A 26592-nucleotide genomic window follows, 5' to 3' on the forward strand; every position below is an offset into this window, starting at 1 on the left:
CGTCGGCGAGGTGCAAACATCGGACGATGTCGAACGCCGAGAACCGTCCAGTCGCACTGATCACCATGGCCACCGGGTACGTCGGTCCGGCCCTCGCCCGCACCATGGCCGACCGCGGGTTCGATCTCGTGCTCCACGGCACGGCCGGCGACGGCACGATGGTCGGCGTCGAGGAATCGTTCGACAGCCAGATCGCCGACCTCGCGAAGCGCGGCGCCGACGTGCTCACGATCAGCGACGTCGATCTCACCACCCGAACCGGCAACCAGTCGATGATCGAGCGGGTACTCGAACGATTTGGACGGCTCGACTCGGCATGTCTGGTCACCGGACTCATCGTCACCGGCAAGTTCCTCGACATGACCGACGACCAGTGGGCCAAGGTCAAGGCCACCAACCTCGACATGGTGTTCCACGGACTCCAGGCGGTGCTGCCCCCGATGGTCGCGGCCGGCGCCGGGCAGTGCGTGGTGTTCACGTCGGCCACCGGCGGGCGTCCCGACCCGATGGTGTCGATCTACGGCGGCACCCGAGCCGGAGCGAACGGCATCGTGCGTGCCGTCGGTCTCGAACACGCTCGCCACGGCGTGCAGGTCAACGCGATCGGCACCAACTACATGGACTTCCCGGGCTTCCTCAAGGCGTCGCGGGCCGACGGAGACCCCGAACGTCGGGCCATGATCGAAGCGCAGGTCCCGCTGCGCCGACTCGGCACGATGGACGAACTGTCGAGCGTCACGGCTGGTCTCCTCGACGGCTCCAACCGCTTCCAGACCGGTCAGTTCTTCGACTTCTCCGGCGGCTGGGGCGCCTGACCCCAGCCCGTCATTCGGTGTCAGACACCAGTTGACGCACCAGTTGACGGACGACCTTCGACGGCGGCCGGGTCAGGACTGCAGCGAGAGCAACTCGACGAGCATGTGGGCGGTGGCGCCCCACACGGTCTCGTCGTCGAGGTGGAAGAAGTGGAGCGGCCGGTCGACCGGCGCGAGGCCCCAACGCTCGCGGTGGTACGTGCCCGGACGGGTGAGCTCGGCGATCGGCGTCCACATCACCCGGTCGGCTTCCATCGTCTTCGGTTCGAGCTCGAGGCGGTCGTCGAGCGTCGCCACGATCGGCACGATGTAGCTCTTCGACACGAACGTCGAGAGGTGACCGAGTTCGCCCACCACCGTCGGTCGTTGCGGTGAGAGCCCGACCTCCTCGTGCGCTTCGCGCAGCGCCGTCTCGATCGGCGACTCCCCCGGGTCGCAGCGGCCTCCCGGGAAGCTGATCTCACCCTTGTGGTTGCGCAGCTGCATCGATCGACGGGTGAGGAGCACCTCGGCCCCGGCCGGGCCGTCGGCGAGCACCAGGAGCACCGCCGAGTGCTTCGCCTCGGGAAACGTCGGTGCGATCGGGGCGGGCGTGTCGATGACCGGTCGGGTCAGTTCGTCGACCGACCACGTCGCCCCGAGCGGCCAGGGGGTCTCGTACTCCTCGACCGCGCTGGGCGGACGCGGGATGGTCTGGCGGCCGCCTCGGCGACGGGGAGTTCCGTCGGGTCGAGCGTTGGCGCCGTTCGTCATCGTCACCGATCGTTCAGCCCTTTCACGGTGTGAAGTCTACGAGTCGGTCGAGTGCGGTCAGTCGGCGGAGGTGTCGTCGTCGGCCGACAGGTTCTTCTTCACGCGCTTGGCCATGTTGATGCCGTCGCCGACGATGCGACCGGCCTTCTGTCCGACCTCTTCGCTGGTCGGCCGCGCCGGCTTCTTGCGCTGCGACTTGGCGCTACGCCGTCGCTCCTTGCGTTCGTCACGGGTGGCGAAGTCGGTGTTCCACCACACGAACGCGAGCACCACGGCGAGCAGCACCATCAGCACGCGAGCATTGTCGCCGAGCGCGATCGTCGGTTGCACGGCGGCGACGACGACGGCAGCGATGATGGCGATGTCGATGATGCGATGCAGCTTGCGGCCGTAGAGACGGAACGCTCCCGCCGGTCCGATGGTGAGCGCGGCGTTGATCATGATCGCCACACCGAGCGCGGCCGGGACCGCCGGCGTTTCGCTCTGGATGCTCGACGACACGAACACGGCGCCGATGAGGTACTCGACCCCTTGATGCAGCCAGAACGGCCGCATCGCTCCTCTCGGTTCGCTCGCCATACGTGGCGAGGGTACCCGCGCCGGACGCTTTGTCTCAGAGACAAACCGTCCGAGGGTGATATCCGGCCAGGCCAGATGTCGTCGCGTGAGGGTGATATTTGGCCAGGCCAGAAATCACCCTGTATCGAAGCGGGAGTCGCCCCGCAGCGCGCAGCGCCACACGGCGAGTCTGTCGGCGATGGAACTGACGACCGGAACGAACCGCCGTGACCGCCAGCGCGTTCGAAGAACGCAAAAGGGGAGCCGGCTCGAAGCCGGCTCCCCTTTTGACTGAACGTGAAGACGACGAAGTCGGCTTCGAGCTGACGGAGTCAGCGTGGCGGGACGGAGTCCCGCCGAACGGTCACATCATGCCGCCCATGCCGCCCATGCCGCCGCCGGGCATGCCACCCATGCCGGCGTCGTCTTCGGGCTCGTCGGCGACGAGGCACTCGGTGGTGAGGACCATCGCGGCGATCGACGCAGCGTTCTGGAGACCCGCACGGGTCACCTTGGCCGGGTCGATGATGCCCGCAGCGATGAGGTCCATCATCTCGCCCGTCGCGGCGTTCATGCCCATCGAACCCTCAGCGGCTTCGACTTCCTTGACGACGACAGCGCCTTCGAGGCCGGCGTTGTTGGCGATGTTGAGGCCCGGCGCGATGAGCGCGGTCCACACCGTCTTGGCGCCGGTCTTCTCGTCACCGTCGAGCGAGTCGACGACCTTCTGCACGGCGCCACGGGCACGGATGAGGGCGGTGCCGCCACCGGCGACCACGCCTTCCTCGATGGCCGCACGAACCGACGACACGGCGTCTTCGATGCGGTGCTTCTTCTCCTTGAGCTCCACTTCCGTGGCAGCGCCGACCTTGATGAGCGCAACGCCACCGGCCAGCTTCGCGAGACGCTCCTGGAGCTTCTCACGATCCCAGTCGGAGTCGGTGTTCTCGATCTCGGCCTTGATCTGGTTGACACGAGCTTCGATGTCGGAGCTCTCGCCACCACCGTCGACGATGGTGGTGTTGTCCTTGGTGATCACGACGCGCTTGGCGGTACCGAGCAGGTCGAGCGTGACGTTGTCGAGCTTGAGGCCGACTTCTTCGCTGATGACCTGGCCACCGGTGAGGACGGCCATGTCCTGCAGCATCGCCTTGCGGCGGTCGCCGAAGCCCGGGGCCTTGACGGCAGCAGCGTTGAACGTGCCGCGGATCTTGTTGACCACGAGGGTGGCGAGCGCTTCGCCTTCGATGTCTTCGGCGATGATGACCAGCGGCTTGCCGGTCTGCATGACGGCCTCGAGGGTCGGCAGCATCGTCTGGACGGTCGAGATCTTGGCGCTGTGCAGGAGGATGTAGGCGTCTTCGAGGACGACTTCCTGGCGCTCGGTGTCGGTGACGAAGTACGGCGACAGGTAGCCCTTGTCGAACTGCATGCCCTCGGTGAAGTCGAGCTCGGTGCCGAACGTGTTCGACTCCTCGACCGTGACCACGCCGTCCTTGCCGACCTTGTCGATGGCGTCGGCGATGACTTCGCCGACCGAAGCGTCGGCGGCCGAGATGGTGGCGACCGAAGCGATGTCGCTCTTGTCGTCGACGTCCTTGGCCTGGCTCTGGATCGACTCGACAGCGGCGGCCACAGCGGCCTCGATGCCCTTCTTGATGGCCATCGGGTTGGCGCCGGCGGCGACGTTGCGCATGCCGGCGGTGACCATGGCCTGAGCGAGCACGGTCGCGGTGGTCGTACCGTCACCGGCGATGTCGTCGGTCTTGGTGGCGACTTCCTTCACGAGCTGGGCGCCCATGTTCTCGAACACGTCTTCGAGCTCGATCTCCTTGGCGATCGACACACCGTCGTTGGTGATCGTCGGAGCGCCGAACTTCTTGTCGAGCACGACGTTGCGACCCTTGGGGCCGATGGTGACCTTGACGGCGTCAGCGAGCTTGTTGACACCGGCTTCGAGTGCGCGGCGCGCCTCGTCGTCGAATTTCAGAATCTTTGCCATATCAGTTGTCTCCTAGCGGATGTATTGGCGAGTGGGGAAAGTGTTGCGATTGGTGTGGAGGGGTCAGCCGACGATGGCGAGCACGTCGCGGCTGTTCAGGACGAGCAGGTCTTCTCCGCCCGAGCTGACCTCGGTGCCGCCGTACTTGCTGTACATGACGATGTCACCGACGTTGATGCCGACTTCGATCAGTTCGCCAGTGGTCTCGGAGCGCTTGCCCGGGCCGACGGCGAGCACTTCGCCCTGCTGCGGCTTTTCCTTGGCGGAGTCGGGGATGACCAGACCGGATGCGGTCTGCGTCTCGGCCTCGGCAGGCCGGACCACGATGCGGTCATCGAGTGGCTTCAGGTTCATGTTTCATGCCTCCATTGGCAGTTCACGTAGTGAATTTCAGTGCGGATTGGTTCGACTCGACTTCGAGTCACGCTTGAGGTCACACACGCTTTGGCACTCCCTCAAACCGAGTGCCAACACTACGCCTCGCGATCGGAGTTGGCAACCGGCAAGCGAGAGTGCCAATCGAGGTACTGCGGTTCAGGCAGGAGGCGGATCGAAGGCGAGCTGTGTGCCCACCCACGGCGCCGCGATGGTGCCGAATCGCTCCGACACGATGTCGGCGGGCATCGCCGCATCGAGGAACCAGCCCTGGACGAGGTGTGCGCCGTGGCGCCTGGCCAGTTCGAGGTCGGCGAAGGTCTCGACACCCTCGATCACGACGTCGAGGCCGAGGTTGAGCCCGAGCGAGATGATCCCGGCGAAGAGCTGCGCCTTCTTCGGGTCGCGCGACGCTTCGGCGAGGAACATTCGATCGATCTTGACCTGCTGCACCGGGAGGTCGTGCAGGTAGCTGAGCGACGAGTAGCCCGTTCCGAAGTCATCGATCGACAGCGTCACGCCGAGCGCGATGATGTCGTCGAGCAGGCGACGCGTCTTGGCGTCGTCGCGCTGCACCACCACGCTCTCGGTGATCTCCAGGCACAGACGACCGGGCTCGACCCCGTGGCGGCGAATCGACGCTCGCAGCATCTCGAGGAACTCCGGCTGCCAGAGCTGCATCGTCGACACGTTGACGGCGACGACCGGAGTGTCGAGCTGATCGTCGCACCACCGTCCGATCTGTGCGCAGACCGCCTCGATGACGTACTCGCCGAGCGCGCTGATGAGGCCGGCGTTCTCGGCGGCGGCGACGAACTCGACCGGCGGAATCGGCCCTTCGACGACGTGGTGCCAGCGGGCCAGCGCCTCGACCGATCGCAGTTGTCCGTCGGTGGCGGCGTAGAGCGGCTGGTACTCGAGGCTGATCTCGTGCTCGTGGAGCGCACGCCGCAGCTCGGAGGCGAGGTGGATCCGCCGCTGGTTCGACGATGACATGCTCGGCGAGTACAGCTGCCAATGGCCTCGACCGTTGCGCTTCACGGCGTAGAGCGCGAGGTCGGCGTTGGTCATGGCGGTCTCGATGCTGACTCCATGCTCCGGGAGCACGGCGACACCGACACTCGCCGTCATCGTGGTCTCGCCGGCACGCGTCTGGCGCACCTCGGTGACGCTGCGAGTGACTCGCTGGGCTGCGGCCTCGATCGCCTCCGGGGCGATGTCGCCCGGCGCGGTCAGCAGTGCGAACTCGTCACCTCCGAGGCGAGCGAGGAACTCGCCCGGCAGCAGTGCCTCGCCGAGCGACCTCATCACCGACTTGAGCAGTTCGTCACCCGCTTGATGGCCGAAGGCATCGTTGACCGCCTTGAACGAGTCGAGGTCGATGATGAGCAGCGCGAAACCGAGGGTCGCCGGCTCGTCGACGGTGCGGAACCGGCTGATGCGTTCGTCGAGCTCGCGCACGAAGGCGGCACGGTTCGGCACCCCGGTCAGGTCGTCGTTGTACGCGCGGTGCTCGAGATCGTCGCGGAGTTCGACCACCTTCGCGAGTCCGCTCGCGAGATAGCCGATCTCGTCGCGACGATCGGTGAGGCCCACCGCCGTCGACGCGCCCGGCGATCCGACGTCGTGCGCGACCTTGATCAACCGGTTCATGGGGCGGAACGCGAAGAACATCACCACGATGCCCGACGCCGCCATCACCGACAGCAGGACGATCATGGTGATCAGCACGCGTCTCGCGGCCTGGGAGTTGCTCACCGTGAGGTCGTCGACGAATCCGACGTCGACCGCCAGGATGCCGACCGTCGCCTCGGCCCCGTCGACGATGGGCACCAGGTAGGCGTAGCGGGAGCGGCCGGCGACGGGCACTTCGCCGCTGTACGGCTGACTGTCGACGAGCGAGTCGTACGCCGGGTGGCCCTCGGCGATGATGCCCGGCTCGACCTGCGAGTTGCCCAGACGAGCGCCCGACGCATCGGTGAACGTCGTCGAGATCCGATCGAAGGCCGCTGACTCGGCGTTGTACCGAAAGATGTTCGCCGCGCCCTGGTTGACCTGCGCGACGGTGTCGAGGAGCGAGTCCCACGACGGAGCGGGTTCGAGCCGATCGATCGAATCGATCTTGATCACGACGGGCGACCCGTCGACCGAGCAGTCGACGGCGAACTCGCTGTGCTGCTGCTCGAACAGCGCGGCCGCAGCTCGCGCCGCCCGATCGACCCTGATCTCGGCGTTGTCGTGGTTGATCTCGCGGATCTCACCGAGTCCGATGAAGGCGAGCAGGCCCATCGAGAGGGCGGAGACGACGATGAAGTACGCCGTCGTCCGAGCCGGAAACGACCACCCCGACGGGCGTTCGGACTCGCCCGATTCCTCCATGTCCATCTTTCGACAGTCTGCTACGAATCTTGAGGTGGCGGCGACACTCAGCGGGGACGCCGGCACAGGGCGTGACGTTCATGCTCCGTGTGCACCACCGGGCGATCAGCTGGTCGACAGGCGCAACTCGGTCAGTCCGCGGATCACGAAGGTGGGGTGGTACGTGGGTTCGACCACGAGGCGCAGGTCGGGGAAGCGTTCGGCGAACCCCTGCACCGATCGGGCCAGCTCCTGTCGGGCGAGCGGCGCGCCGATGCAGAAGTGGATGCCGCCGCCGAATCCGACGTGCGCCGGGTCGTCTCGGCCCACGTCGAAGGTGTCGGGATCGTCGAAGCGACGCGGGTCTCGCTGTGCCGAGCCGAAGAGCATGGCGATCTCGTCGCCGACCTCCAGCCGCTGGCCGGCGATCTCAACGCCGGGTTCGAGCACCCACCGTTCGAACATGTGCAGTGGAGCGTCGAACCGGAGCAGTTCTTCGACCGCCGACGCGTATGTGACTGCGCCCGACGTGACGCGTTCCCACTGGTCGCGATGGTGCATGAGCGCTCGGAACCCGTTGCCGAGCGTGTTGACGGTGGCTTCGTGACCGGCTTCGAGGAGCACCATCGTGGTCGAGATGATCTCGGCCTCGGTGAGCGTGTCACCTTCGTCTTCGACGCGGGCGAGTTCCGACACGAGCAACCCGTCGGGGTGCGCTCGTTTCTCGGCGATCAGCGCTCGGGTGTACTCGATGAACTCCGCTGCCGCGTCGTCGGCGGCTCGCTTCGTGTCGTCGGAGGCCGACAACTCGTACATCTTGACGATCGCATGCGACCAGTCGAGGAGCCGTTGGGTGTCGACGGTCGGCACGCCGAGCATCGAGCAGATCACCGCCACCGAGTACGGCTGCGCGTAGTCGGCGAGCAGATCGAACGTGCCGAGCTCGTCGCACCGGTCGAGCAGGTCGTCGGAGAAGCGGGCGATGTCGTCGGCGAGACGGTTCACCGAGCGCGGGGTGAACACCTTCGACACCAGGCGGCGCAGGCGCGTGTGATCGGGCGGCTCGATCGACAGCAGCGACCAACGCTCGTGCTCGTTGAACCGAGCCCATCGAGCGTCGGGCGCCTCGCGGCCCAGCTCTTCGTGGGTGAATCGATGCGTGTAGTCGCGACCCAGGCTGCGGTTCTTGAGCGCGGCCGAGACATCGGCGAATCGGGTCACCATCCACTGCTGCGTCGCCTCGTTCCAGACGATGGGCGTCGCTTCGCGCAACTCGTCGAGGGTCGGGTACGGGTCGTGGATGAAGTCGGCGTCACCCGCCGTGATCCGCTCCACCAACACGTCGATCTGGGCCATGCGCCGAGCCTAGAAGCGCTCCGGCGTGCTCCGCCCGGCCGTCTGGATCTCCCGCTCGACCACCCACTCGTACACTGGCGCCATGGCGGGCAATCTCAATCGTCTGCTCGACGCGGAGTTCGTTCGATCGTTCGTCGCAGCGACCGGCATGGAGGTCTCGACCCGCGTCGGTTCTCTCCGCTTCGGCACCGACGAGTTCGCCCTGCACGTCACCCCCTATGCGTCGACGAACAACGCCGTCACGCGCGTGGTGATGGAACGTTCGGGGCTGTCGGCCTCGCCCCACCAACTCGCGGTCCGACTCGGCGGCGACGACCACGACCTCTCCGTCCCGGAAGGGGTCGACGCGAACGATCCGATGGCGGTCAGCGTGGCGACAGGCTTGCGCACGTTCCTGACCGACGTGTTCCCGCACCGTGCCGATCTCGACCAGCGCTTCCCCGACGAGTTCCACCCGCTGCCCGAGCAGCCCTCACTCCCCCACTACGCCGAACTCCGGATCAGTGCCGACCCCGAGATCATGGGTGTCGACCATCCGCAGATCAACGGTGTCGAAGGACGCTCCGACGTCACGCACCTCGACGCCGACGACGTCGCGCTCGACGACCTGCTCATGAAGACGGGGGCGACCCCGACCGACTTCGTGTCGTGCTCGTTTCTCGCCCACCGTGGGTTGTTCGTCTCGCCGCGCACTGCAGAGCGCCTCGCGGCGTTCCGCTCGGCCGGTGTCGTGGCCCATCCGTTCACGGTGAACCGCCGCTATGCCGACCATCGACGAGACCTCGTGCACCTCTCAGTCGAGCAACGAGATCTGATCGATTGGGCGCACAGCGAGTTCGTCGACGGCCGAGCGCGCGACGCCGGCGACATCGTCAGGTTCGCGTCGCTCGACGCGTACACCGAGGCGGTCTGGGCGGCGCAAGAACGCGCGGACGGCACACGAGTCGAACCGCGCTCGATCCGCCTGACCGACTACGTCGACCTGTTCCGGTTTCCGCTCCGCGGCACGATCGTGGTGAGCCGCGCCATCATGGGCCTCGTCCGGGCGCACGGCCTGACCGGCTGCGGCTTCGGCGAGTTGGGCTACGACGTCACCTGAACGGCTCGCCGAAAACGTCACGAGCCCGCCAGCCGAAGCTGACGGGCTCTCAGACTCGAGCGTTCCGCATGGCGAGGCGATGCTCGCTTCGGAAAGTGCTCTCAGTGGGCCGAGTAGGATTTGAACCTACGAAGGCATACGCCGGCAGAGTTACAATCTGCTTCCTTTGGCCGCTCGGACACCGACCCAGTTGTGGTCCCCATCCGTCGGACGATGGTGGATATCTCCACCGACCGCAGTCCGTCGAACAGGGCGAGAACATCGTACCCACGCAACGCTACGGTTGCACACATGGCAAGTTTTGATGTGGTGTCCGAAGTCGATCGTCAAGAAGTGAAGAACGCTGTCGACCAAGCGCAGCGAGAGATCGCCAACCGGTTCGACTTCAAGAACACGAACTCGACCATCGAACAGAACGAACTCGTCATCACGCTGCACACCTCGAGCCGCGATCGGCTCGACGCACTGCGCACCGTGATGGAGGAGAAGCTCGTGAAGCGTGGCGTGTCACTCCGCGGCGTCGACTACGGCGACATCCAGGAAGCCACCCAGAACACCGTTCGTCAGGTCATGACGATCGCGGTCGGCATCTCGCAGGAGAAGGCCAAGATCATCAACAAGATGATCAAGGAGAAGGCCCCCAAGGGCATCTCGAGTCAAACGCAGGGCGAGTCGATCCGCGTCAACGGCAAGAAGCGCGATGCGCTGCAGGAGACGATGGCGTTGCTCAAGGCGAGCGACGAGATCGGCATCCCCCTGCAGTTCGAGAACTTCCGCGACTGATCGACCGTCGGCGACGGTCGATCACCGGTGGTTGGGCAGCCGACGGCTGCGCGGCATCACTCCTCGACGGGTGCCGGTGGCGCGGTTGCTGCTGCGACGATCGAGGCCGTGGCCGTGCGTGCCGCCGAGGCCACTTCGGTCGCCGATGCCGTGAGTTCGACGGCGAGCACCTGCGACACCGCGTCGGACGCAGCGAGTTGCACCATCGCAGCGTCGAGCTGGGCCTGGCTGCCGCCCGCTTCCATCACGCCGGTGACCGTGGCGAGTTCGGTCGCCTGCCACTTGATGAGGCTGCGAGCCACACCGAATCGGGCGTTCGACGTGAAGTCGTCGCCGGGATCACACGAGCGGACCTGGACGGTGTTGTCGTCGACCGGTGCCACGGTGGCCTGCAACTCGGGCGCAACCGCCCCGACCCAGGCGTTGAGGTCGTTGGTGAGCACGCCGATGCCGTCGGCGGTCGAGGCCTGGAAGGTCGACGAGAAACACGTGTCGCCGGCCACGCCGAACTCGCCGACCGATGCGGCCGAGAGTTCGTTCGACATGCGCCGAGCCGTGGGCACATCGACGTGCGTCGCGAACATCATGAACCAGTACTCCCGATCCATCGTCCGGTAGTTGTCGACCAGCGTCTCGCCTTCACCGAGCGGTGCTGGCGGCGCCAGGTCGAGTGTCGCGCTCTCGAGCGGCCCCGGACCGGAGCGGCCGAGGCCGTCGAGCGGGTTCGTGCCGACGTCGTCGAGCGGCGGCAGTAGTTCGGTGAACACGGTCGGCGCGACCAACCGGTAGTCGAGCACGGGCGGCAGGAACGCGAGGGGTGAATCGTCGGTGGCCCGGATGGCGGTCGGAGCGCTCGAACGCTGCTGGATGTCGGTGGCCTGCTGCCAGACGTGCGCATCGGTCATCGCTTCGTCGAGCAGCGTGCGTGATGCCGCGGTCTGGTTGAAGCGGTAGTCCTGGTCGAGTGCGGCGATCGCCATCGCGTGGGTGACCTGCGGGTCGAGGTCGACGAGCGGCAGCGCCGCATCGTGGTACACCTGACCGTCGGTCGCCGACAGCATCGCGGGTGAGCGTTCGGCGATCAGCGAGTCGAGGACCTCGCGCTCGGTACCGCCGGCGGCGAGTCCGTGTGCACGCCACATCGGCATCTCCGCCTCCCAGTCGCCGAGCAACTGGTCACCGACACGGAGTCGGTACGCCGCGGTCGGTTCCGACACGACGAGGAGCGGTTCGACGAAGTCGACGCCGCGCACGGCCTCGATGTCTTCGGCGTACGCCTTGGCGCTCTCGTCCCACTCGTCGGGAAAGAGGTAGGGGCGGCCGAACACCACGCCGGCGGCGATCAGGCCGGCGAGCAGGAGCAACACCACGACGATGCCGAAACCTCCGCCCGACTTGCGCTGGCGGCGCGGGGCGGCCGACGACGTCTTGCTGATGTCGACGCTGAGCGGGTCGAAGCCGGCCGATGGCGGCGCGACGGCGGCCTGCTTGGGCAGGCTGAAACCACTCGGCTGCGCCGGAGCGGCCGCCGGTGTCGGGATGGCGGGTGCGGGAGCTGCGGCTGCTGGTGCGGGAGCGGAGCTCGCGGCCGTGACGGGCATCTCGCTCGTGTTCGATGCTGCGACGTCGGCCTGCTCGTCGGCGGTGAGTTCGGGGACGGGCGTCGCTTCGACGATCTTCAGTTCTTCGGCCTCGGCGGGAGCGGCGACCGCGTCGCGCTCTACGAGGGGCTCGGCGATCGGTTCGACGGTGCGACGGCGGGGCTCGGCCGCCGGATCGAAGTCGGGTTCTTCGAGACGGGCGGGGCGAACAGCACCCAGGTCCGACGGTGTCGACGAGCCGAACGTGAGCGAAGAGGCCGAGAAGTCGGGCGGAGGCGGAACCGCCGCCGGTGCCGGAACCGGTGTCGGGGCCGCCGGAGTCGGAGGTGCCGGCGTCGGAGCGGCGGCATCGGAGGTGCTCGTACGCAGCGACACGTCGATCTCCACCGCTGGTTCGGTGAGCGATGCGGACGGCAACGGGGCCGACGGTGTGGGAGGAGCGGGCGGAGCAGGGGGTGGAGGCGGCGTCGACGAGGCCGCGTCGGCGTCGGACTTCTTCGACTTCCCGTCGCTGACGACGGAGTCCCACGACATGCTGGGTATGGGCGACTTGGCTGCACCGTCGAGCAAACTCATGCCTTCGTCATCGGCAGTGGTTTCGACGTTCTTGAGAAAGTCGTGACTCAAGATTGCTGCAAACCGAACCGGGAACGACCCGTGTTCGCCTCGGTCCGGATCCGAGGGAGACACGGTCGTTCGTCGTGGCGTGTGCCGCCGGTCAGTCGTCGGCTGCCGCAGCGGCCTTCGCTTGCAGTTCGTCGACGATGCTCGAATCGGCGAGCGTCGTCGTGTCACCGATGTTGCGTCCTTCGGCCACGTCACGCAGCAGGCGCCGCATGATCTTGCCCGAACGCGTCTTCGGGAGGTCGGGCGTGATGAAGATCGCCTTCGGCTTGGCGATGGCGCCGATCTCGCTCGCGACGTGGCTCCGGAGATCCTCGACGCCGACGTCGGCGCCGCCGCGCAGGATCACGTACGCCATCACGGCCTGCCCGGTGGTGGCATCGTCGGCGCCGACCACCGCTGCTTCGGCGACGGCCGGGTGCGACACCAGCGCCGACTCGACCTCGGTGGTCGAGATGCGGTGGCCCGACACGTTCATCACGTCGTCGACGCGCCCGAGCAGCCAGAGGTACCCGTCGTCGTCGAGTTTGGCGCCGTCGCCGGCGAAGTAGCGGTCGGGGAACCGCGACCAGTACGTGTCGCGGAAGCGTTCGGGGTCGCCCCAGATGCCGCGCAGCATCCCTGGCCACGGACGGGTCAGCGTGAGATAGCCGCCGCCGTTGTCGACCTCGTTGGCCTCGTCGTCGACGAGCTTGGCGGTCACGCCCGGAAGCGGGAACGTCGCCGACCCCGGCTTCGTCGTGGTGGCGCCGGGGAGCGGGCTGATCATGATGCCGCCGGTCTCGGTCTGCCACCAGGTGTCGACGATCGGGCAGTTCCCGCCACCGATGTTCTCGTGATACCAGATCCAGGCTTCTGGGTTGATGGGTTCGCCGACGGTGCCGAGCACGCGCAGCGACGAGAGGTCGTGCTTCGCCGGCTCTTCGGCGCCCCACTTCATGAAGGTGCGGATCGCGGTGGGCGCGGTGTAGAAGATCGACACCTGGTACTTCTCGATGATCTCCCAGAAGCGGTCGTTGCCGGGATGGTTCGGCACGCCCTCGTACATCACCTGTGTGCACCCGTTCGACAGCGGCCCGTACACGATGTAGCTGTGCCCGGTGATCCAGCCGACGTCGGCGGTGCACCAGAAGATGTCGGTCTCGGGTTTCAGGTCGAACACGTACTTGTGCGTGAAGGTGGTGTGCGTGATGTAGCCACCGGTCGTGTGCATGATGCCCTTGGGCGTGCCGGTGGTGCCCGAGGTGTAGAGCAGGAACAGCAGGTCTTCGGAATCCATCGGCTCGGGAGCGCACTCGGTCGAGGCCCCCTCCATCAGCTCGTGGTACCAGTGGTCGCGCCCGTCGACCCAGGCGACGTCGTTGCCGCCGCGCTTGACGACCACGACGTGCTCGATCGACGACGACGCCTCACACGCTTCGTCGGCGGCGGGCTTGAGCGGGAACACTTCGCCTCGGCGGTAGCCACCGTCGGCGGTGATGAGCACCTTCGCCTGAGCGTCGTCGATCCGGTCGGCGAGCGACTGGCTCGAGAACCCGCCGAACACGACGGAGTGCGGAGCGCCGATCCGGGCACAGGCCAGCATCGCCACCGCCGCCTCGGGGATCATCGGCATGTAGATGTTGACTCGGTCGCCCTGCTCGACACCGAGGCCCTTGAGCACGTTCGCGAACTGCGACACCTCGTCCAAGAGCTCTGCGTAGGTGATGGTGCGCGTGTCGCCGGGCTCGCCTTCCCAGTGGAAGGCGACCTTGTCGCCCTTGCCGGCCTCGACGTGTCGGTCGATGCAGTTGTACGACACGTTGAGCTCACCGCCGACGAACCACTTCGCGTCGGGGAGTTGCCAGTCGAGCACCGTGTCCCACGGCTTGCTCCACGAGACGAGTTCGGTGGCCTGGCGCGCCCAGAACGCTTCGTCGTCCTGCGCTGCTTCGTCGTACATCTCGGTGCCGACGGTCAGCGCCGTCTTCTTGAAATCTTCCGACGGCGGGAAGGTCCGTTGCTCGTCAGCCAGCGCTTCGATCCCGGAGGTGTGCTGCTCATCGCTCATGATCGCGATGGTAGATCACTCGCTTCCGGTGCTCTGCTCCGGCGGGGCGCTCGAACAGCGATCAGCGAGACCGACGTGGCGATTAACGATCGGTTTACGCCGCTCGCGGACGATGGCGAGCATGAAACGCCTGCTCGCGATCGTCCCCCTGCTGGTCGGCCTCCTGGTGATCTCGCCGATCGGTTCGACCACCACGAGCGCCGCGGCGCTGCCGGGCAAAACGGTCGTGGCCGGCCGCGACCACAGCTGTGCGGTGCTCACCGACGGCACGATCGAGTGCTGGGGTCGAAACGATCGAGGACAACTCGGTCGAGGCACGATCACGGCGGTGGATGAGCCACCAGCTCCCGTGGTCGGGATCTCCGACGCCGAATCGGTGGCGGTGGGCGACCTCTTCACCTGCGCTGTCCACGTGACCGGCGACGTGTCGTGCTGGGGCCTCAACGGCGGTCGCCTCGGTGACGGTGTCACCGCCCAGACCAGTGTGTCGATGCCACAGACCGTGCCGGGCCTGGCTCCAGCGGAGAGCATCTCGGCCGGAACGTCGTTCGCGTGCGTCGTCCACGTCGACCTCACCGCGTCGTGCTGGGGATCGAGCAACGTCGACGGCCAGATCGGCAACGGCACGGTGACCGGCTCGGTCGAGGCCACTCCGACGCCCGTGGTCGGTCTCAGCGACGTCGCGCTCCTCGACTCCGAGGATCGGCACACCTGTGCGCTGCTCGGCGACACGACGGTGCGCTGCTGGGGCAACAACTTCTCCGGCCAACTCGGGGACGGCACCTCCGGAACCGACTCGGGCACCCCGGTCACGGTCGCCGGACTGTCGGGCGTGGTCGACATCGGCGTCGGGAAGTCGCACTCGTGCGCCGTCCTCGACGACGGCACGGCGATGTGTTGGGGCAACGGCAGCAACGGCGGATTCGGTGTCGGCAACACCGCCAGCTCACCGACGCCGGTCGTCGCGCTGGGTGTGGCCACAGCGATCAGCATCGACGCCGGCGACCGCGTGACGTGCGCCGTCCTGACGTCAGGCGAGCGAACCTGCAGCGGTTTCAACAGCCACGGCATGCTCGGCGACGGCACCACCACGACCTCCGCGTCACCCGTCACGCTGGCGACACCGGCCGACGTGGCGGAAGTGTCGCTCACCGAGCAGGCCGCGTGCTCGCGCAGCGCAGCCGGAGCGGTCCACTGCTGGGGCCGCAACTCGCACGGCGAAGTCGAGTTCGGTGGCGTCATGTCGAATCCGAGCCCGTCGGCGCTCACGCTCAACGCACCGGCTGCCATCGACATCGACCAGTACAACCTCTGTCTCGTCGACAATTTGGCGCAGGTCCGATGCCGGGGTGCCAACAGCTCCGATCAACTCCAGAACGGAACCGGGCAGGCCAGCGATGCGTTCGTGACCATCACCGGGGTCTCCGATGCCAGCGACGTCGCCGTCGGTTCGACCCATGCGTGTGCGCGACGCACGACGGGCGACATCGTGTGCTGGGGCAATGACAATTCCGGCCAGCTCGGCGACGGCGTCGGCGTCAGCACCGGCGTCGTCACCGTCTCGGGAGTCACCGCGGCGACCGAGGTCGCTGCAGGAGGCCAGACCACCTGCGCGATCGAAGGCGGCGCGGTGAAGTGCTGGGGCAACGGTCTCTCCGGCCAGCTCGGCAACGGCGCCTTCGCCCAGTCCGAGACACCCGTGACCGTGTCGGGCATCGCATCGGCGACGAAGGTCGCCGTCGGCAACAATCACGTGTGCGCCATCGACGGCGGCGCCGTCAAGTGCTGGGGATCAGGGCTCCAAGGCCAGTTGGGCGACGGCAACCAAGCCTCGTCGAACGTGCCGGTCACGGTGACCGGCATCACCGATGCGACCGACATCGTCGCGGGGTCGACGCACAGCTGTGCGATCACGGGCACGGGTCAGGCGGAGTGCTGGGGTTCAGCGGTGTACGTCGGCGATGGAAGCTTCGGCTTCGCCACCGAACCCGTCGACGTCCTCGGGGTGACCGACGCGAGCGAGTTGGCCGCCGGACAGAGCGGCTCGTGTGCACTGCGCACCGGAGGCGCCGTGTCGTGCTGGGGGCAGAACTCTCACGGCCAGATGGGCGACGGCACGCTGATCGACGCACCGACGCCGGTGACGGTGGCCGTTCCGTCCGGGGTGGTGTCGATCGCCGGATACGACTCCTTCTGCGTGGCGACTGCAAGCGCCGTCGCCTGCTGGGGCCGCAACGACGACGGCGAGACGGGCGGTGTCCCGCTCGCACTGTCGCCCGATCCGGTCGCACTCAGCGGGCCGGCGGCAACCCCCACGACGACGACCACCACCACAACGACCACGACGACCACGACCACGACGACCACGGTGCCGGGCAGCACGACGACGGTGCCGGGTGGCACGACGCCGACCACGGTTCCCGTGGGTCCAAGCGGTTCCACGGTGTTCGCACCGGTCGCGCCGGCCCGGCTGCTGGAGAGCCGAGTCGGCGTCGGCCTCACCACGATCGACGGACAGCAGCAAGGCGTCGGCCGGCAAGGCGACGGTTCGGCAGTGACCGTGGACATCGCCGGTCGGGCCGGCGTTCCGGCCGATGCGACGGCCGCGGTGGTCAACATCACGGCGATCCGCCCGGCCGGCACCGGCTACGCCACCGGCCATCCCTGCCTCGACGATCCGCCGCTCACGTCGAGCCTCAACTACAGCGCCGGCGTGAGCCTCGGCAACGAAGTGATCGTCGAACTCGACGACGACGGCAACGCCTGCCTGTTCCTGTCGACCGAGACCGACGTTGCGGTCGACGTGGTCGCCTACCTCCCGGCGGGAGCGGCCTACTCCCCCGTCGGCCCGGCTCGGTTGGCCGACACCCGCACGACGCCGGCAGCAGCGACCGTCGACGGCCTGTTCGAGGGTGACGGCACGTTGCAGCCGCAGAGCGAGTATCTCGTCGAGGTGACGGGACGGGCCGGGGTGCCGGAGTCGGCCACCGCAGCAGTCGTCAACGTCACGGCGATCCGTGCTGCGGGCGTCGGATACTTCACCGTCCATCCGTGCCTCGACCCGGCGCCGAACACGGCCAGCCTCAACTACACCGCCGGGGCCAACCGCGGCAACGAGATCATCGCCCCGCTGAGCGCCGACGGCTCCATCTGCGTGTTCACCTCGGCGACCACCGACCTCTCGATCGACGTCGTCGGCTACATCGACGGCAGCACCTACGCCGCCTTCGGGCCGGTTCGGCTGCTCGACACCCGACCAGGCCAGACGACCGACGACGGAGCGTTCGCCGGGCTCGGCAAGCGGACGGCAGGCTCGACGGTCGAACTCGACGTGGCCGGGCGAGTGGGTCTGCCCGACGACCTGGCCACCGCGATCATCAACGTCACCGCGATCGCCGCCGACGGCATCGGTTACGCCACGGTGCACCCGTGCCTCGACGACCCGCCCAACGCCGCCAGCCTCAACTTCGTACCGGGCGTCAACGGCGGCAACGAGGTCGTCGCCGAGGTCGACGACGACGGACGGATCTGCATCTACACCAGCGCCGACGTCCACCTCACCGTCGACCTCGCCGGCCACACCACCTGACCTCCCTCCGAGCCCGCCAAGTTTGTGTGACCGAAACCGCGCCCCACACCCACCATCGGTCACACAAACCCCGGGGCGGCGAATCTGTGTGACCGAAACCGCGCCCCACACCCAGAATCGGTCACACAAACCGAGAGCCGGGGCGGTGGCTGGTTCACGGCGGGGTGGCGGATGGTGCGTACGGTCGGGCCATGAGCACCACCTCGGATCCGACCTCGCGTCGACTCGGCGCACTCATCACCTCGGCCATCCTCGCAATCGCCGCCGTGGCGCTCGTCGTCGCGCCCACACCGAACCCCGCGTCGGCCATGCTCGACGTCGACGGCACGATCGCCGTGTCGACCTCGACCGCGTGCGCAGTGCTCACGTCGGGAGGAATCGAGTGCTGGGGAGGAAACGAATCCGGCCAACTCGGTCGCGGGTTCACGTCACTCACCGAACCACCGGGAACCGTCGATTCGATCAGCACCGCGACCGCCGTCGCGACCGGCACGAACCACACCTGCGCGCTCCTCGCAACGCAGACGGTGTCGTGCTGGGGCGAGAGCTTCCGTGGCCAACTCGGCGACGGCACCACCGGAGGCAGCAGCCAGCCCACGCCGGCGGCGGTTCCGGGCCTCGGCGGTGTCGTGCAACTCGCCGCCGGAAACAACCACACGTGCGCACTCACCGAGGGCGGGCAGGTGATCTGTTGGGGCGACAACTTCGACGGACAACTCGGCAACGGCACCATCGGCGGCGACGACGGGACGCCGACCGCCGTGGCCGGCATCGACTCGGCCGTGTCGATCGGCGTCGGCAGCAGCCGCACCTGTGCCGTGCTCGACGACGCAACCGTACGGTGCTGGGGTTCGAACGTGGGCGGCGCGCTCGGCAACGGCGACACCGTCGACTCCGGATCGCCCGTGGTGGGGGGCGGACTGACCGGCGTCGCCGAAGTCGCCCCCGGCTTCGGCTTCACCTGCGCTCGCACCGTCGCCGGCACGGTGAGCTGCTGGGGTGACAACACGGTCGGGCAACTCGGCGATGGCAACCGACCGGTCGCGTCGTCGGTCCCGGTCCCCGTTCCGGGCGTGTCGGGCGTCGTCGACATCGCCGCCGCCGCAAGCACGCTCTGTGTCCTCACCGCCGCCGGCGACCGCTGGTGCTGGGGAGCGAACGGCCGCGCCGAGTTGGGTGACGGCACGCTCACCGACGTCGGCAGTCCGCTCCAACTCTCCGATCTGCCCGACGCCCAGGCGCTGGCTGCAGGGGGCAACACGTTCTGCGCGGTCCGCGACGCCGGCTCGGTGTCGTGCTGGGGCGACAACGCCGACGGTGAAGCCGTCGGACCCGGCGTGAAGCGGAATCTGCTGCCCGCCGTCATGTCGCCCACCACACCAGCCTCGATCGGCGGCGGCATCAACCACGTGTGTGCCGTACTCGGCGACGGGTCGGTCGCATGCGCCGGACGCAACTCCAACGAAGAGCTCCAGAACGGCTCGCTGGTGCCGAGCGACGCACTGGTCGTCGTGCCCGGGGTCGACGATGCGATCGAGGTGTCCGTCGGCAACTACCACGGCTGCGCGCTCGACACGGCCGACGAGGTGACCTGCTGGGGAGCGAACTTCAACGCGCAACTCGGCGTCGGCGTGGGCAGCAACGCCAACGGCATCGCCGATGTCGGGTTGTCCGGCATCACCCAGGTGTCGGCAGGCGGCAGCCATACGTGTGCCGTCCGACCGGCGGCGGGGCCCGACGACGACCAACTCTGGTGTTGGGGACGCAACCAGTTCGGACAGCTCGGCAACGGCAGCAACGTCGTCGGCAACACGCCGGTCGAGGTGCTCCGAGACTGGTACGGCCTCGAACGCGTGAGTGTGGGTGCCGAACACACCTGCGCGCTCGACGACGGCGAAGCCTTCTGCTGGGGACAGGGCACGTCCGGGCAGCTCGGCAACGGATCATTCACCGACAGCAACGTGCCCGTCGAGGTCGACGGCATCGGCGCAGCCATCGACATCTTCGCCGGCAATCGACACAGTTGCGCGATCACCGGCAGCGGCCAGGTGTACTGCTGGGGCTTCACCACGTTGATCGGTGGCGGAGGCTCGTCGGCCGTGCCGCAGACGCTGCCGATCACGAACGCCGTGGAACTCGCCGGCGGGCCCGATCACACGTGTGCGCTCCTCGACGACGGCACCGTGTCGTGCTGGGGGTCGGGAGGCAACGGCGGGCTCGGCAACGGGACCACCGGACCAGGGTTCGCGCCCGTGGCCGTCACGGGCCTGACCGGCGTGACCGACCTGAGCAGCGGTGATCAGACGTGTGCGCTCACCGCCTCGGCGATCAACTGCTGGGGCTCGAACGAGTTCGGCGAGACCGGCGCCTTCCCGTTCGTCCTGGCCCCGACGGCGATCGCGCTCTCCGGTGCGGTGCCGGCGACCACCACCACGACCACGACCACGATGCCGGACGGCAGTTCGACGACCACGCCGGGGGGCACGACCACCACGGTGCCGGACGCGGGCACGGCGTCGCCACTCATCATCCCGGTCGATCCGGCCCGCCTGCTCGACACACGCCCGACCGGATCGACGATCGACGACGAGCACGTCGCACGCGGCCGTCTCGATCCTGCCGACGAGATCGCACTCCACGTCGCCGGGCGGGCCGGAATCCCCGCGGGGGCATCTGCCGCCGTGCTCAACGTGACCGCGATCGGGCCCGCCGGCGTCGGTTACGTCACGGCTCACCCCTGCCTCGAGCCGCGGCCGCTCTCGTCCAGTCTCAACTACACCCCCGGCGTCAACCTCGGCAACGAAGTGATCGTCGAACTCGACGACGACGGCAACGCCTGTCTCTTCACGTCGGCATCGACACACCTGGCGGCCGACGTCGTCGCCTACCTCCCTGCCGACCGAGGCTTCACGGCCGTCGGTCCGGCGCGCCTCGCCGACACCCGAACGTCGTCGGCAGCCGAAACCATCGACGGCCGCTTTCTCGGACGCGGCACGCTCGCCGCAGGTGACGAGTACGAGGTCGAGATCACCGGCCGGTCCGACGTTCCCGCCGATGCCGACGCCGTGGTGGTCAACGTCACGGCGATCCGCGCCACCGGAACGGGCTACTTCACCGTCCACCCCTGCCTCGACGACCGGCCGAACGCCGCGAGTCTCAACTTCGTCGCGAGCGTCAACCGCGGCAACGAGATCATCGCCCCGCTCAGCGCCGACGGCACCGTGTGCGTGTTCACCTCGACGGCGAGCGATCTCTCGATCGATGTCGTGGGCCACATCACCAGCGAGCGCTACACGCCCGTCGAACCCGCCCGGCTGCTCGAGACGCGAGACGGACCCGGGCTCGACACCGCGGACGGCGTGGCGAGCGGCATCGGCAAACAGACCGCCGGCAGCACCGTACGGCTCGATGTGGCCGACCGACTCGGCATCCCGTCGGACGCCGACACCGTCACCATCAACCTCACCGCGATCCAAGGCGAGTCGGTCGGCTACGCGACGGTGCATCCGTGTCTCGACACGCCGCCCAACGCCGCCAGCCTCAACTTCGTGCCCGGCGTGAACGGCGGCAACGAGATCATCGCCGAAGTCGACGCCAACGGACAGATCTGCATCTACACCAGCGCACCCGTCCACCTCACCGCCGACATCGCCGGCTACACCACCTGACCCAGCCCCGAGGCTGTACCCCTCATCCCGGGTTTGTGTGACCGAATCCGCGCCTCACTCGCGGAATCGGTCACCCAAACCTCGGGGCGCTGCATCTGTGTGACCGAAAGCGCGGGCCACACCCGCATTCGGTCACACAAACCGGGGTGGGACGCGTCGATTTACGCGCGGTTAACACGGGGCGAGGAAGGTGACGTCATGAGTTCCGTCGCATCACGCCCGACCCGATCTCGCCGCCCGTCCGACCCGGCGGCCCGGGCGAAACGTGTCGTCGTTGCGTTCGCGATCGCTGTCGGCTCGGCCGTGGTCGCCGTGTTCGCGGCGGCACCGGCGGCGTCCGCGGTCGCGATCGGGTCCGTCGACGTCGGCTACAGCTCCACCTGCGCGGTCATGGCCGACTCGACGGTGCAGTGCTGGGGTACGGCAATGGCGGGGCAGCTCGGAGATGGCGTCGACGACGACTCCATCATCGTTTCGACGCCGACCACCGTCCCGGGAGTCACCGGAGCACAACAGGTGACCGTCGGCGAGGAACACGCGTGCGCACGTCTCGCCGACGCCACGGTCACGTGCTGGGGGCGGAACGGCGAAGGCCAGGTCCAGCCGTCGACCGCAGGATCCGGCGTCGAACTGCCGCAGACCGTCCTCGGCGTCGCGGGCGTTGCCCAGGTCGTCGCCGGCGGGTTCCACACGTGCGTCATTCTCGACGACGCCACTGTCGAGTGTTGGGGAGACAACAACGACGGCCAGATCGGCATCGACCCCGGCACCACCGACACCGTCACCGCTCCGACACCCGTCGCCGGCATCGTCGACGCCGTGGCGCTCGACGCGCACTACGACCACACGTGTGCACTCGAATCGGACGGCGACGTCTGGTGCTGGGGCTCGAACTCGGAGGGCGAACTCGGTGATGGCACGACCGACGACAGCCACACCCCCGTCGCCGTCGGGCTCAGCGGCCCGGCGATCGGCATCGCGACCGGCGACCAGTTCAGCTGCGCGGTCGTCACCGGCGGCACGATCGAGTGCTGGGGCAGCAACAGCGACGGGCAGTTGGGCGACGGAACCACCGACGAACACGCCGACCCGGCTCCGGTGATCGGCCTCTCCGGCAGCGCCGTCGAGGTGGCCGCCGGCCAATCCGCCACCTGTGCTCGGCTCACCGACGGCTCGCTCCAGTGCTGGGGCCAGACCGAATCGGGACGCCTGGGCAACGGCATCGCCGACGAGACCTACCAGCTGTCGCCATCGACGGTGATCGGCATCACCGGTGCGACGCACGTGGCCGGAACCAGCTTTCACTTCTGTGCCATCACCGCGTCCGACGGACTCGCGTGCTGGGGTGAGGGACGAGAAGGGCAGCTCGGCGTCGACACGCCGGCATGGGTCACGCGTGCTCGGCTCGTCGATGCCCGCACCTTCGACCAGGTGACCGTCGGGCCGAGCTTCACGTGTGCGCGCGCCGGAGGCACCATCGAGTGCGCCGGAGAGAACTCGGCCGGACAGCTGGGCAATGGCACCGCATCGCGGGCCGACACGTTCGGCCCGGTGACCGGTGTGGCCGACGCCACCGACGTCGATGCGGCATTCCAGCACGTCTGCATCGCCCGCAGCGATGGCTCCGCAGCATGTTGGGGTGACGGCGGATTCGGCCGGCTGGGCAACGGAGCGAGCAGCGATCACTCCACGCCCGTCGCCGTGTCGACCATCACCGACGTGACGGAGATCAGCACCGGCTACACCAACAGCTGTGCGCGAACCGACGACGGCATCGATGAAGAACTGTGGTGCTGGGGCCGAGGGAGCTCCGGACAAATCGGGAACGGGACGAGCTCGACCACGAACAGCACACCGCAGCTCGTCTCCGGCATCAGTGACGGCAAGCGCATCAGCGCCGGGCACGACCACGCATGCGGCATCGTGAGTGCCGGAGGCATCCGCTGTTGGGGTGCCAACGGCAACGGGCAGCTCGGTGACGGCACCAACACGGCGTCCGACGTGCCGGTCGTCGCCGCGTCCGGCACCGTCGCCAACCAGGTGTCGGCGTCCGATCGCCACACCTGCGTCCGCGCGGCCGGAGCCGAGGTGTGGTGTTGGGGAGCCGACTACGACGGTCAGCTCGGCAATGGGCCAGGCACCGACACGGGGCCCACCGCGATGGTCGACGTCGGCAACGCCGCCACCAATCCAGCCACCGACGTCGCAGCGGGGGTGTCGCACACCTGTGTACTACTCACCGACGAGACGGTGACCTGCACCGGATCGAACACACGCGGCCGCTTGGGTGACGGCACCGACGTCTCTCGCGACCAGGTCACCGACGGCAGCGGCGCCCCGGTGCGCGTCGTCGACGAGAGCGGCACGGTGCTCACCGGCCTGATCTCGATCGACGCCTGGAACCACACGTGCGCAGTCCGCAAGGCCAGCGCCGGCGGCGGCCTCTTCTGCTGGGGTGACAACGAGTTCGGTTCATGGGGTGATCCGCCGTTCAGCGCCGTGCCCGTCGCCGTCCCACTGACCCAGAACGTCGGTGCGACCACCACCACGACGACCACCACCACGACCACGACCACGACCACGGTGCCCACCGACCCGCCGAGCGACGCGACGCTGTTCGTCCCGGTCGCACCCGCCCGCCTCGTCGAGTCGCGCACGTCCCCCGGCACCGGAACGGTCGACGGCGAACAGCAGGGCATCGGACGACTCGATGACGGTGACGCCGTGACGGTCGACGTGGCCGGCCGAGTCGGAGTACCCGACGATGCGGTCGCCGCCGTGCTCAACATCACGGCGATCCGACCTGGCGGGGTCGGCTACTTCACCGCCCATCCGTGTCTGAGCCCGCCGCCCACCACGTCGAGTCTCAACTTCGCCGCCGGCGTCAGCCTGGGCAACGAGGTGGTCGTCGAACTCGATGCCGACGGCAACGCGTGTTTGTTCACGTCGACCGACACCGACGTCGCCGTCGACATCGTGGCCTACCTCCCCGCCGGCGCGGCCTACTCCCCTGTCGGCCCGGCCCGGCTCGCCGACACTCGCCCCGCACCCGCCGGTGTGACGATCGACGGTGACTTCGCCGGCGACGGCACCCTCGACGGGGGTGACACCTACGAGGTCGACATCGTCGATCGGGCAGGTGTTCCCGCCGATGCGACTGCCGCTGTCGTCAACATCACGGCGATCCGGGCATCCGGGGTCGGCTACTTCACGGTGCACCCGTGTCTCCCCACCGCGCCGAACGCTGCCAGCCTCAACTACACCGCCGGCTCGAACCGGGGCAACGAGATCATCGCGCCGATCGGGGACGACGGCTCGGTGTGCGTGTACACCTCGACCGCGACCGATCTGGCGATCGACGTGGTCGGCTACGTGTCGGGCACGTCGTATTCACCGGTGAGTCCGACCCGCCTGCTCGAGACCCGCGACGGCCCCGGCCTCGTCACCGTCGATGGCGAGTTCGAAGGTGTCGGCAAGCGCTCCGCCGGCGAAACCCTCGAACTGGACGTGGCCGGTCGAGCCGCGATCCCTGCCGACGCGGCCACGGTCACGATCAATGTGACGGCGATCGCCGCCGACGGCGTCGGCTACGCGACGGTGCATCCATGTCTCGACACGCCGCCCAACGCGGCCAGTCTCAACTTCGTGCCGGGCGTGAACGGCGGCAACGAGATCATCGCCGAAGTCGACGCCAACGGACAGATCTGCATCTACACCAGCGCACCGGTCCACCTCACCGCCGACATCGCCGGCTACACCACCTGACCCAGCCCCGAGGCTGTACCTCTCATCCCCGGTTTGTGTGACCGCATCCGCGCCCCACACCCACAATCGGTCACCCAAACCTCGGGGCGATGAATCTGTGTGACCGAAACTGCGCCCCACACCCACAATCGGTCACACAAACCGGGGTGGGTCGGGCCGCGATGGGGTCAGGTTCGCCATTCGGCGACGAGGAAGTCGCCGAGGCCGGCGGGGTCGAGGAGCGCCTCGGACTCGCTGATGCGGGAGCGCATCTTCATCGCTTCGAGGCCGGGTCGGGCCGCCTGTTCCTCCCAGATCCGCTTGCCCTCGGCGACGAGATCGTCGATGCCATGAAGCTGCAGGAACTGGGCTTGCGATCGGACCGAGTCGGGCTCGGGAAGCTGGTCGAACGGAACGTCGGTCGTGATGTCTTGCGCTCCGGGCGACGAGAGATAGTGCTCGCCACGCTCGTTGTTGCGATAGGTCCGCAGCCAGTCACGCCACGGTCGATGCGCCATGTCGGCCGTGTGCGGCACGCCGTAGTCGATGACCAACAACGAACCGGCCGAGAGCAACGCCCGAGCATCTGCGACCCACGCGGCGGCACGGTCGACCAGAGGGGCGCGCGCTCCGAAGGGCGCCGATTCCGGCAGCCACGAGAGCGGCGGATCGAACGTCGCGCTGAGTCGCTCGGTCCACCGACCGTCGCTCCCCTGTTCGACGTAGGCCTCGCGCCAGCCGTCTTCGAACACGGCGAGGCGGAACGGCAGGTTGTCGAGCAGTTCGTTGGCGACGATCACGCCCGTGAACCTCTCGGACGGCAACGCTTCGACCGACTCGACACCATCCGGATGGCGCTCACGCTGGGCGGCCGAGATCTCGACGGCGATGTAGCGCAGTGCATCGCTGCACTCCGGTGACGCTGCCAGCACCGAACGAGCGAGCGTGCCCGGGCCGGCACCGGCATCGACGACGACGAACTCGTCGGGTTCGCCCAGCCGACGCCACTGAGCGTCGAGGTAGCGAGCGATCACCGCACCGAAGAGCGGGCCGACTTCGGGCGAGGTGAGGAAGTCACCGCGGCGACCGGCGGCGCCACCCGACGTGTAGAACCCGGCGGGTCCGTACAACGCCGCGTCCATGAACTGATCGAACGGAATCGGGTCGGCGCTCACCGGCCCGATTCTCGCAGCGAGATCCGCAGATCGCATCGCCGC

At 68.0% G+C, this 26592-nt stretch carries 15 protein-coding genes and 1 tRNA gene; 6 read left to right on the plus strand and 10 right to left on the minus strand.

The features are described from left to right. Positions 1 to 26 precede the first annotated feature (26 nt). On the plus strand, positions 27 to 815 hold the full coding sequence (locus YM304_RS17725; protein WP_015443096.1) for an SDR family NAD(P)-dependent oxidoreductase: 789 nt from the start codon (positions 27 to 29) through the stop codon (positions 813 to 815). A gap of 72 nt (positions 816 to 887) precedes the next feature. On the opposite strand, the gene YM304_RS17730 is transcribed toward YM304_RS17725, so the two are convergent. The 6 genes from YM304_RS17730 to YM304_RS17755 all read right to left on the minus strand — a co-directional run bounded on the left by YM304_RS17730 (position 888) and on the right by YM304_RS17755 (position 8217). Further along, positions 888 to 1568 carry an NUDIX hydrolase gene (locus YM304_RS17730; protein ID WP_015443097.1) on the minus strand — a complete coding sequence of 227 codons (681 nt, stop codon included), beginning with the start codon at positions 1566 to 1568 and terminating at the stop codon, positions 888 to 890. Positions 1569 to 1625: 57 nt separating this feature from the next. Further along, entirely contained in the window at positions 1626 to 2147 is a 522-nt protein-coding gene (locus YM304_RS17735) for a hypothetical protein (RefSeq protein ID WP_154723527.1), read from the minus strand. A gap of 343 nt (positions 2148 to 2490) precedes the next feature. Continuing rightward, positions 2491 to 4128: a chaperonin GroEL gene (groL, locus tag YM304_RS17740; RefSeq protein WP_015443099.1), complete on the minus strand. Its 1638-nt coding sequence runs from the start codon at positions 4126 to 4128 to the stop codon at positions 2491 to 2493. Positions 4129 to 4191: 63 nt separating this feature from the next. Then, complete coding sequence (gene groES / locus YM304_RS17745) at positions 4192 to 4482, minus strand: co-chaperone GroES (RefSeq protein WP_015443100.1); 291 nt, start codon at positions 4480 to 4482, stop codon at positions 4192 to 4194. A gap of 180 nt (positions 4483 to 4662) precedes the next feature. Beyond that, a complete protein-coding gene (locus tag YM304_RS23005) occupies positions 4663 to 6948 on the minus strand; it encodes an EAL domain-containing protein (RefSeq protein WP_154723528.1) in 2286 nt (761 codons plus the stop codon). 39 nt (positions 6949 to 6987) lie between these two features. Continuing rightward, positions 6988 to 8217: a cytochrome P450 gene (locus YM304_RS17755; protein ID WP_015443102.1), complete on the minus strand. Its 1230-nt coding sequence runs from the start codon at positions 8215 to 8217 to the stop codon at positions 6988 to 6990. Positions 8218 to 8299: 82 nt separating this feature from the next. Here YM304_RS17755 and YM304_RS17760 point away from each other — a divergent pair, with 82 nt between their 5' ends. Next, positions 8300 to 9316, plus strand: a complete 1017-nt coding sequence (locus tag YM304_RS17760) for a hypothetical protein (RefSeq protein ID WP_015443103.1) — start codon at positions 8300 to 8302, stop codon at positions 9314 to 9316. Positions 9317 to 9421: 105 nt separating this feature from the next. On the opposite strand, the gene YM304_RS17765 is transcribed toward YM304_RS17760, so the two are convergent. Further along, positions 9422 to 9504 (minus strand) — tRNA-Tyr (locus YM304_RS17765). Between the two features lie 103 nt (positions 9505 to 9607). Between YM304_RS17765 and YM304_RS17770 the strand changes: the two genes are divergently transcribed. Then, complete coding sequence (locus tag YM304_RS17770; protein WP_015443104.1) at positions 9608 to 10099, plus strand: YajQ family cyclic di-GMP-binding protein; 492 nt, start codon at positions 9608 to 9610, stop codon at positions 10097 to 10099. Positions 10100 to 10155: 56 nt separating this feature from the next. Here the strand turns inward: YM304_RS17770 and YM304_RS17775 are convergent, their stop codons facing one another. Together YM304_RS17775 and acs are read right to left on the minus strand one after the other, a co-directional pair. Next, complete coding sequence (locus tag YM304_RS17775) at positions 10156 to 12276, minus strand: hypothetical protein (RefSeq protein WP_154723529.1); 2121 nt, start codon at positions 12274 to 12276, stop codon at positions 10156 to 10158. A 142-nt stretch (positions 12277 to 12418) separates the two neighbouring features. Next, positions 12419 to 14374: an acetate--CoA ligase gene (gene acs, locus YM304_RS17780; protein ID WP_015443107.1), complete on the minus strand. Its 1956-nt coding sequence runs from the start codon at positions 14372 to 14374 to the stop codon at positions 12419 to 12421. Between the two features lie 121 nt (positions 14375 to 14495). Between acs and YM304_RS23010 the strand changes: the two genes are divergently transcribed. The 3 genes from YM304_RS23010 to YM304_RS23020 all read left to right on the plus strand — a co-directional run bounded on the left by YM304_RS23010 (position 14496) and on the right by YM304_RS23020 (position 25396). Next, positions 14496 to 17963 carry an RCC1 domain-containing protein gene (locus tag YM304_RS23010; RefSeq protein WP_162142107.1) on the plus strand — a complete coding sequence of 1156 codons (3468 nt, stop codon included), beginning with the start codon at positions 14496 to 14498 and terminating at the stop codon, positions 17961 to 17963. 191 nt (positions 17964 to 18154) lie between these two features. Continuing rightward, entirely contained in the window at positions 18155 to 21631 is a 3477-nt protein-coding gene (locus tag YM304_RS23015) for an RCC1 domain-containing protein (protein WP_015443109.1), read from the plus strand. A gap of 198 nt (positions 21632 to 21829) precedes the next feature. Then, complete coding sequence (locus YM304_RS23020) at positions 21830 to 25396, plus strand: RCC1 domain-containing protein (RefSeq protein WP_015443110.1); 3567 nt, start codon at positions 21830 to 21832, stop codon at positions 25394 to 25396. A 167-nt stretch (positions 25397 to 25563) separates the two neighbouring features. On the opposite strand, the gene YM304_RS17800 is transcribed toward YM304_RS23020, so the two are convergent. Then, complete coding sequence (locus tag YM304_RS17800) at positions 25564 to 26550, minus strand: SAM-dependent methyltransferase (RefSeq protein ID WP_041298418.1); 987 nt, start codon at positions 26548 to 26550, stop codon at positions 25564 to 25566. Positions 26551 to 26592 lie beyond the last annotated feature (42 nt).

Origin of the sequence: Ilumatobacter coccineus YM16-304 (assembly GCF_000348785.1) — a bacterium.
Classification (GTDB): Bacteria; Actinomycetota; Acidimicrobiia; order Acidimicrobiales; family Ilumatobacteraceae; genus Ilumatobacter_A; species Ilumatobacter_A coccineus.

Bases quoted from the DNA above. Each gene is read 5' to 3' on its own strand.
- YM304_RS17725 (WP_015443096.1), top strand. From the start codon at position 27: ATGTCGAACGCCGAGAACCGTCCAGTCGCACTGATCACCATGGCCACC.
- YM304_RS17730 (WP_015443097.1), bottom strand. From the start codon at position 1,568: ATGACGAACGGCGCCAACGCTCGACCCGACGGAACTCCCCGTCGCCGA.
- YM304_RS17735 (WP_154723527.1), bottom strand. From the start codon at position 2,147: ATGGCGAGCGAACCGAGAGGAGCGATGCGGCCGTTCTGGCTGCATCAA.
- groL (WP_015443099.1), bottom strand. From the start codon at position 4,128: ATGGCAAAGATTCTGAAATTCGACGACGAGGCGCGCCGCGCACTCGAA.
- groES (WP_015443100.1), bottom strand. From the start codon at position 4,482: ATGAACCTGAAGCCACTCGATGACCGCATCGTGGTCCGGCCTGCCGAG.
- YM304_RS17755 (WP_015443102.1), bottom strand. From the start codon at position 8,217: ATGGCCCAGATCGACGTGTTGGTGGAGCGGATCACGGCGGGTGACGCC.
- YM304_RS17760 (WP_015443103.1), top strand. From the start codon at position 8,300: ATGGCGGGCAATCTCAATCGTCTGCTCGACGCGGAGTTCGTTCGATCG.
- YM304_RS17770 (WP_015443104.1), top strand. From the start codon at position 9,608: ATGGCAAGTTTTGATGTGGTGTCCGAAGTCGATCGTCAAGAAGTGAAG.
- YM304_RS17775 (WP_154723529.1), bottom strand. From the start codon at position 12,276: ATGAGTTTGCTCGACGGTGCAGCCAAGTCGCCCATACCCAGCATGTCG.
- acs (WP_015443107.1), bottom strand. From the start codon at position 14,374: ATGAGCGATGAGCAGCACACCTCCGGGATCGAAGCGCTGGCTGACGAG.
- YM304_RS23010 (WP_162142107.1), top strand. From the start codon at position 14,496: ATGAAACGCCTGCTCGCGATCGTCCCCCTGCTGGTCGGCCTCCTGGTG.
- YM304_RS23015 (WP_015443109.1), top strand. From the start codon at position 18,155: ATGAGCACCACCTCGGATCCGACCTCGCGTCGACTCGGCGCACTCATC.
- YM304_RS23020 (WP_015443110.1), top strand. From the start codon at position 21,830: ATGAGTTCCGTCGCATCACGCCCGACCCGATCTCGCCGCCCGTCCGAC.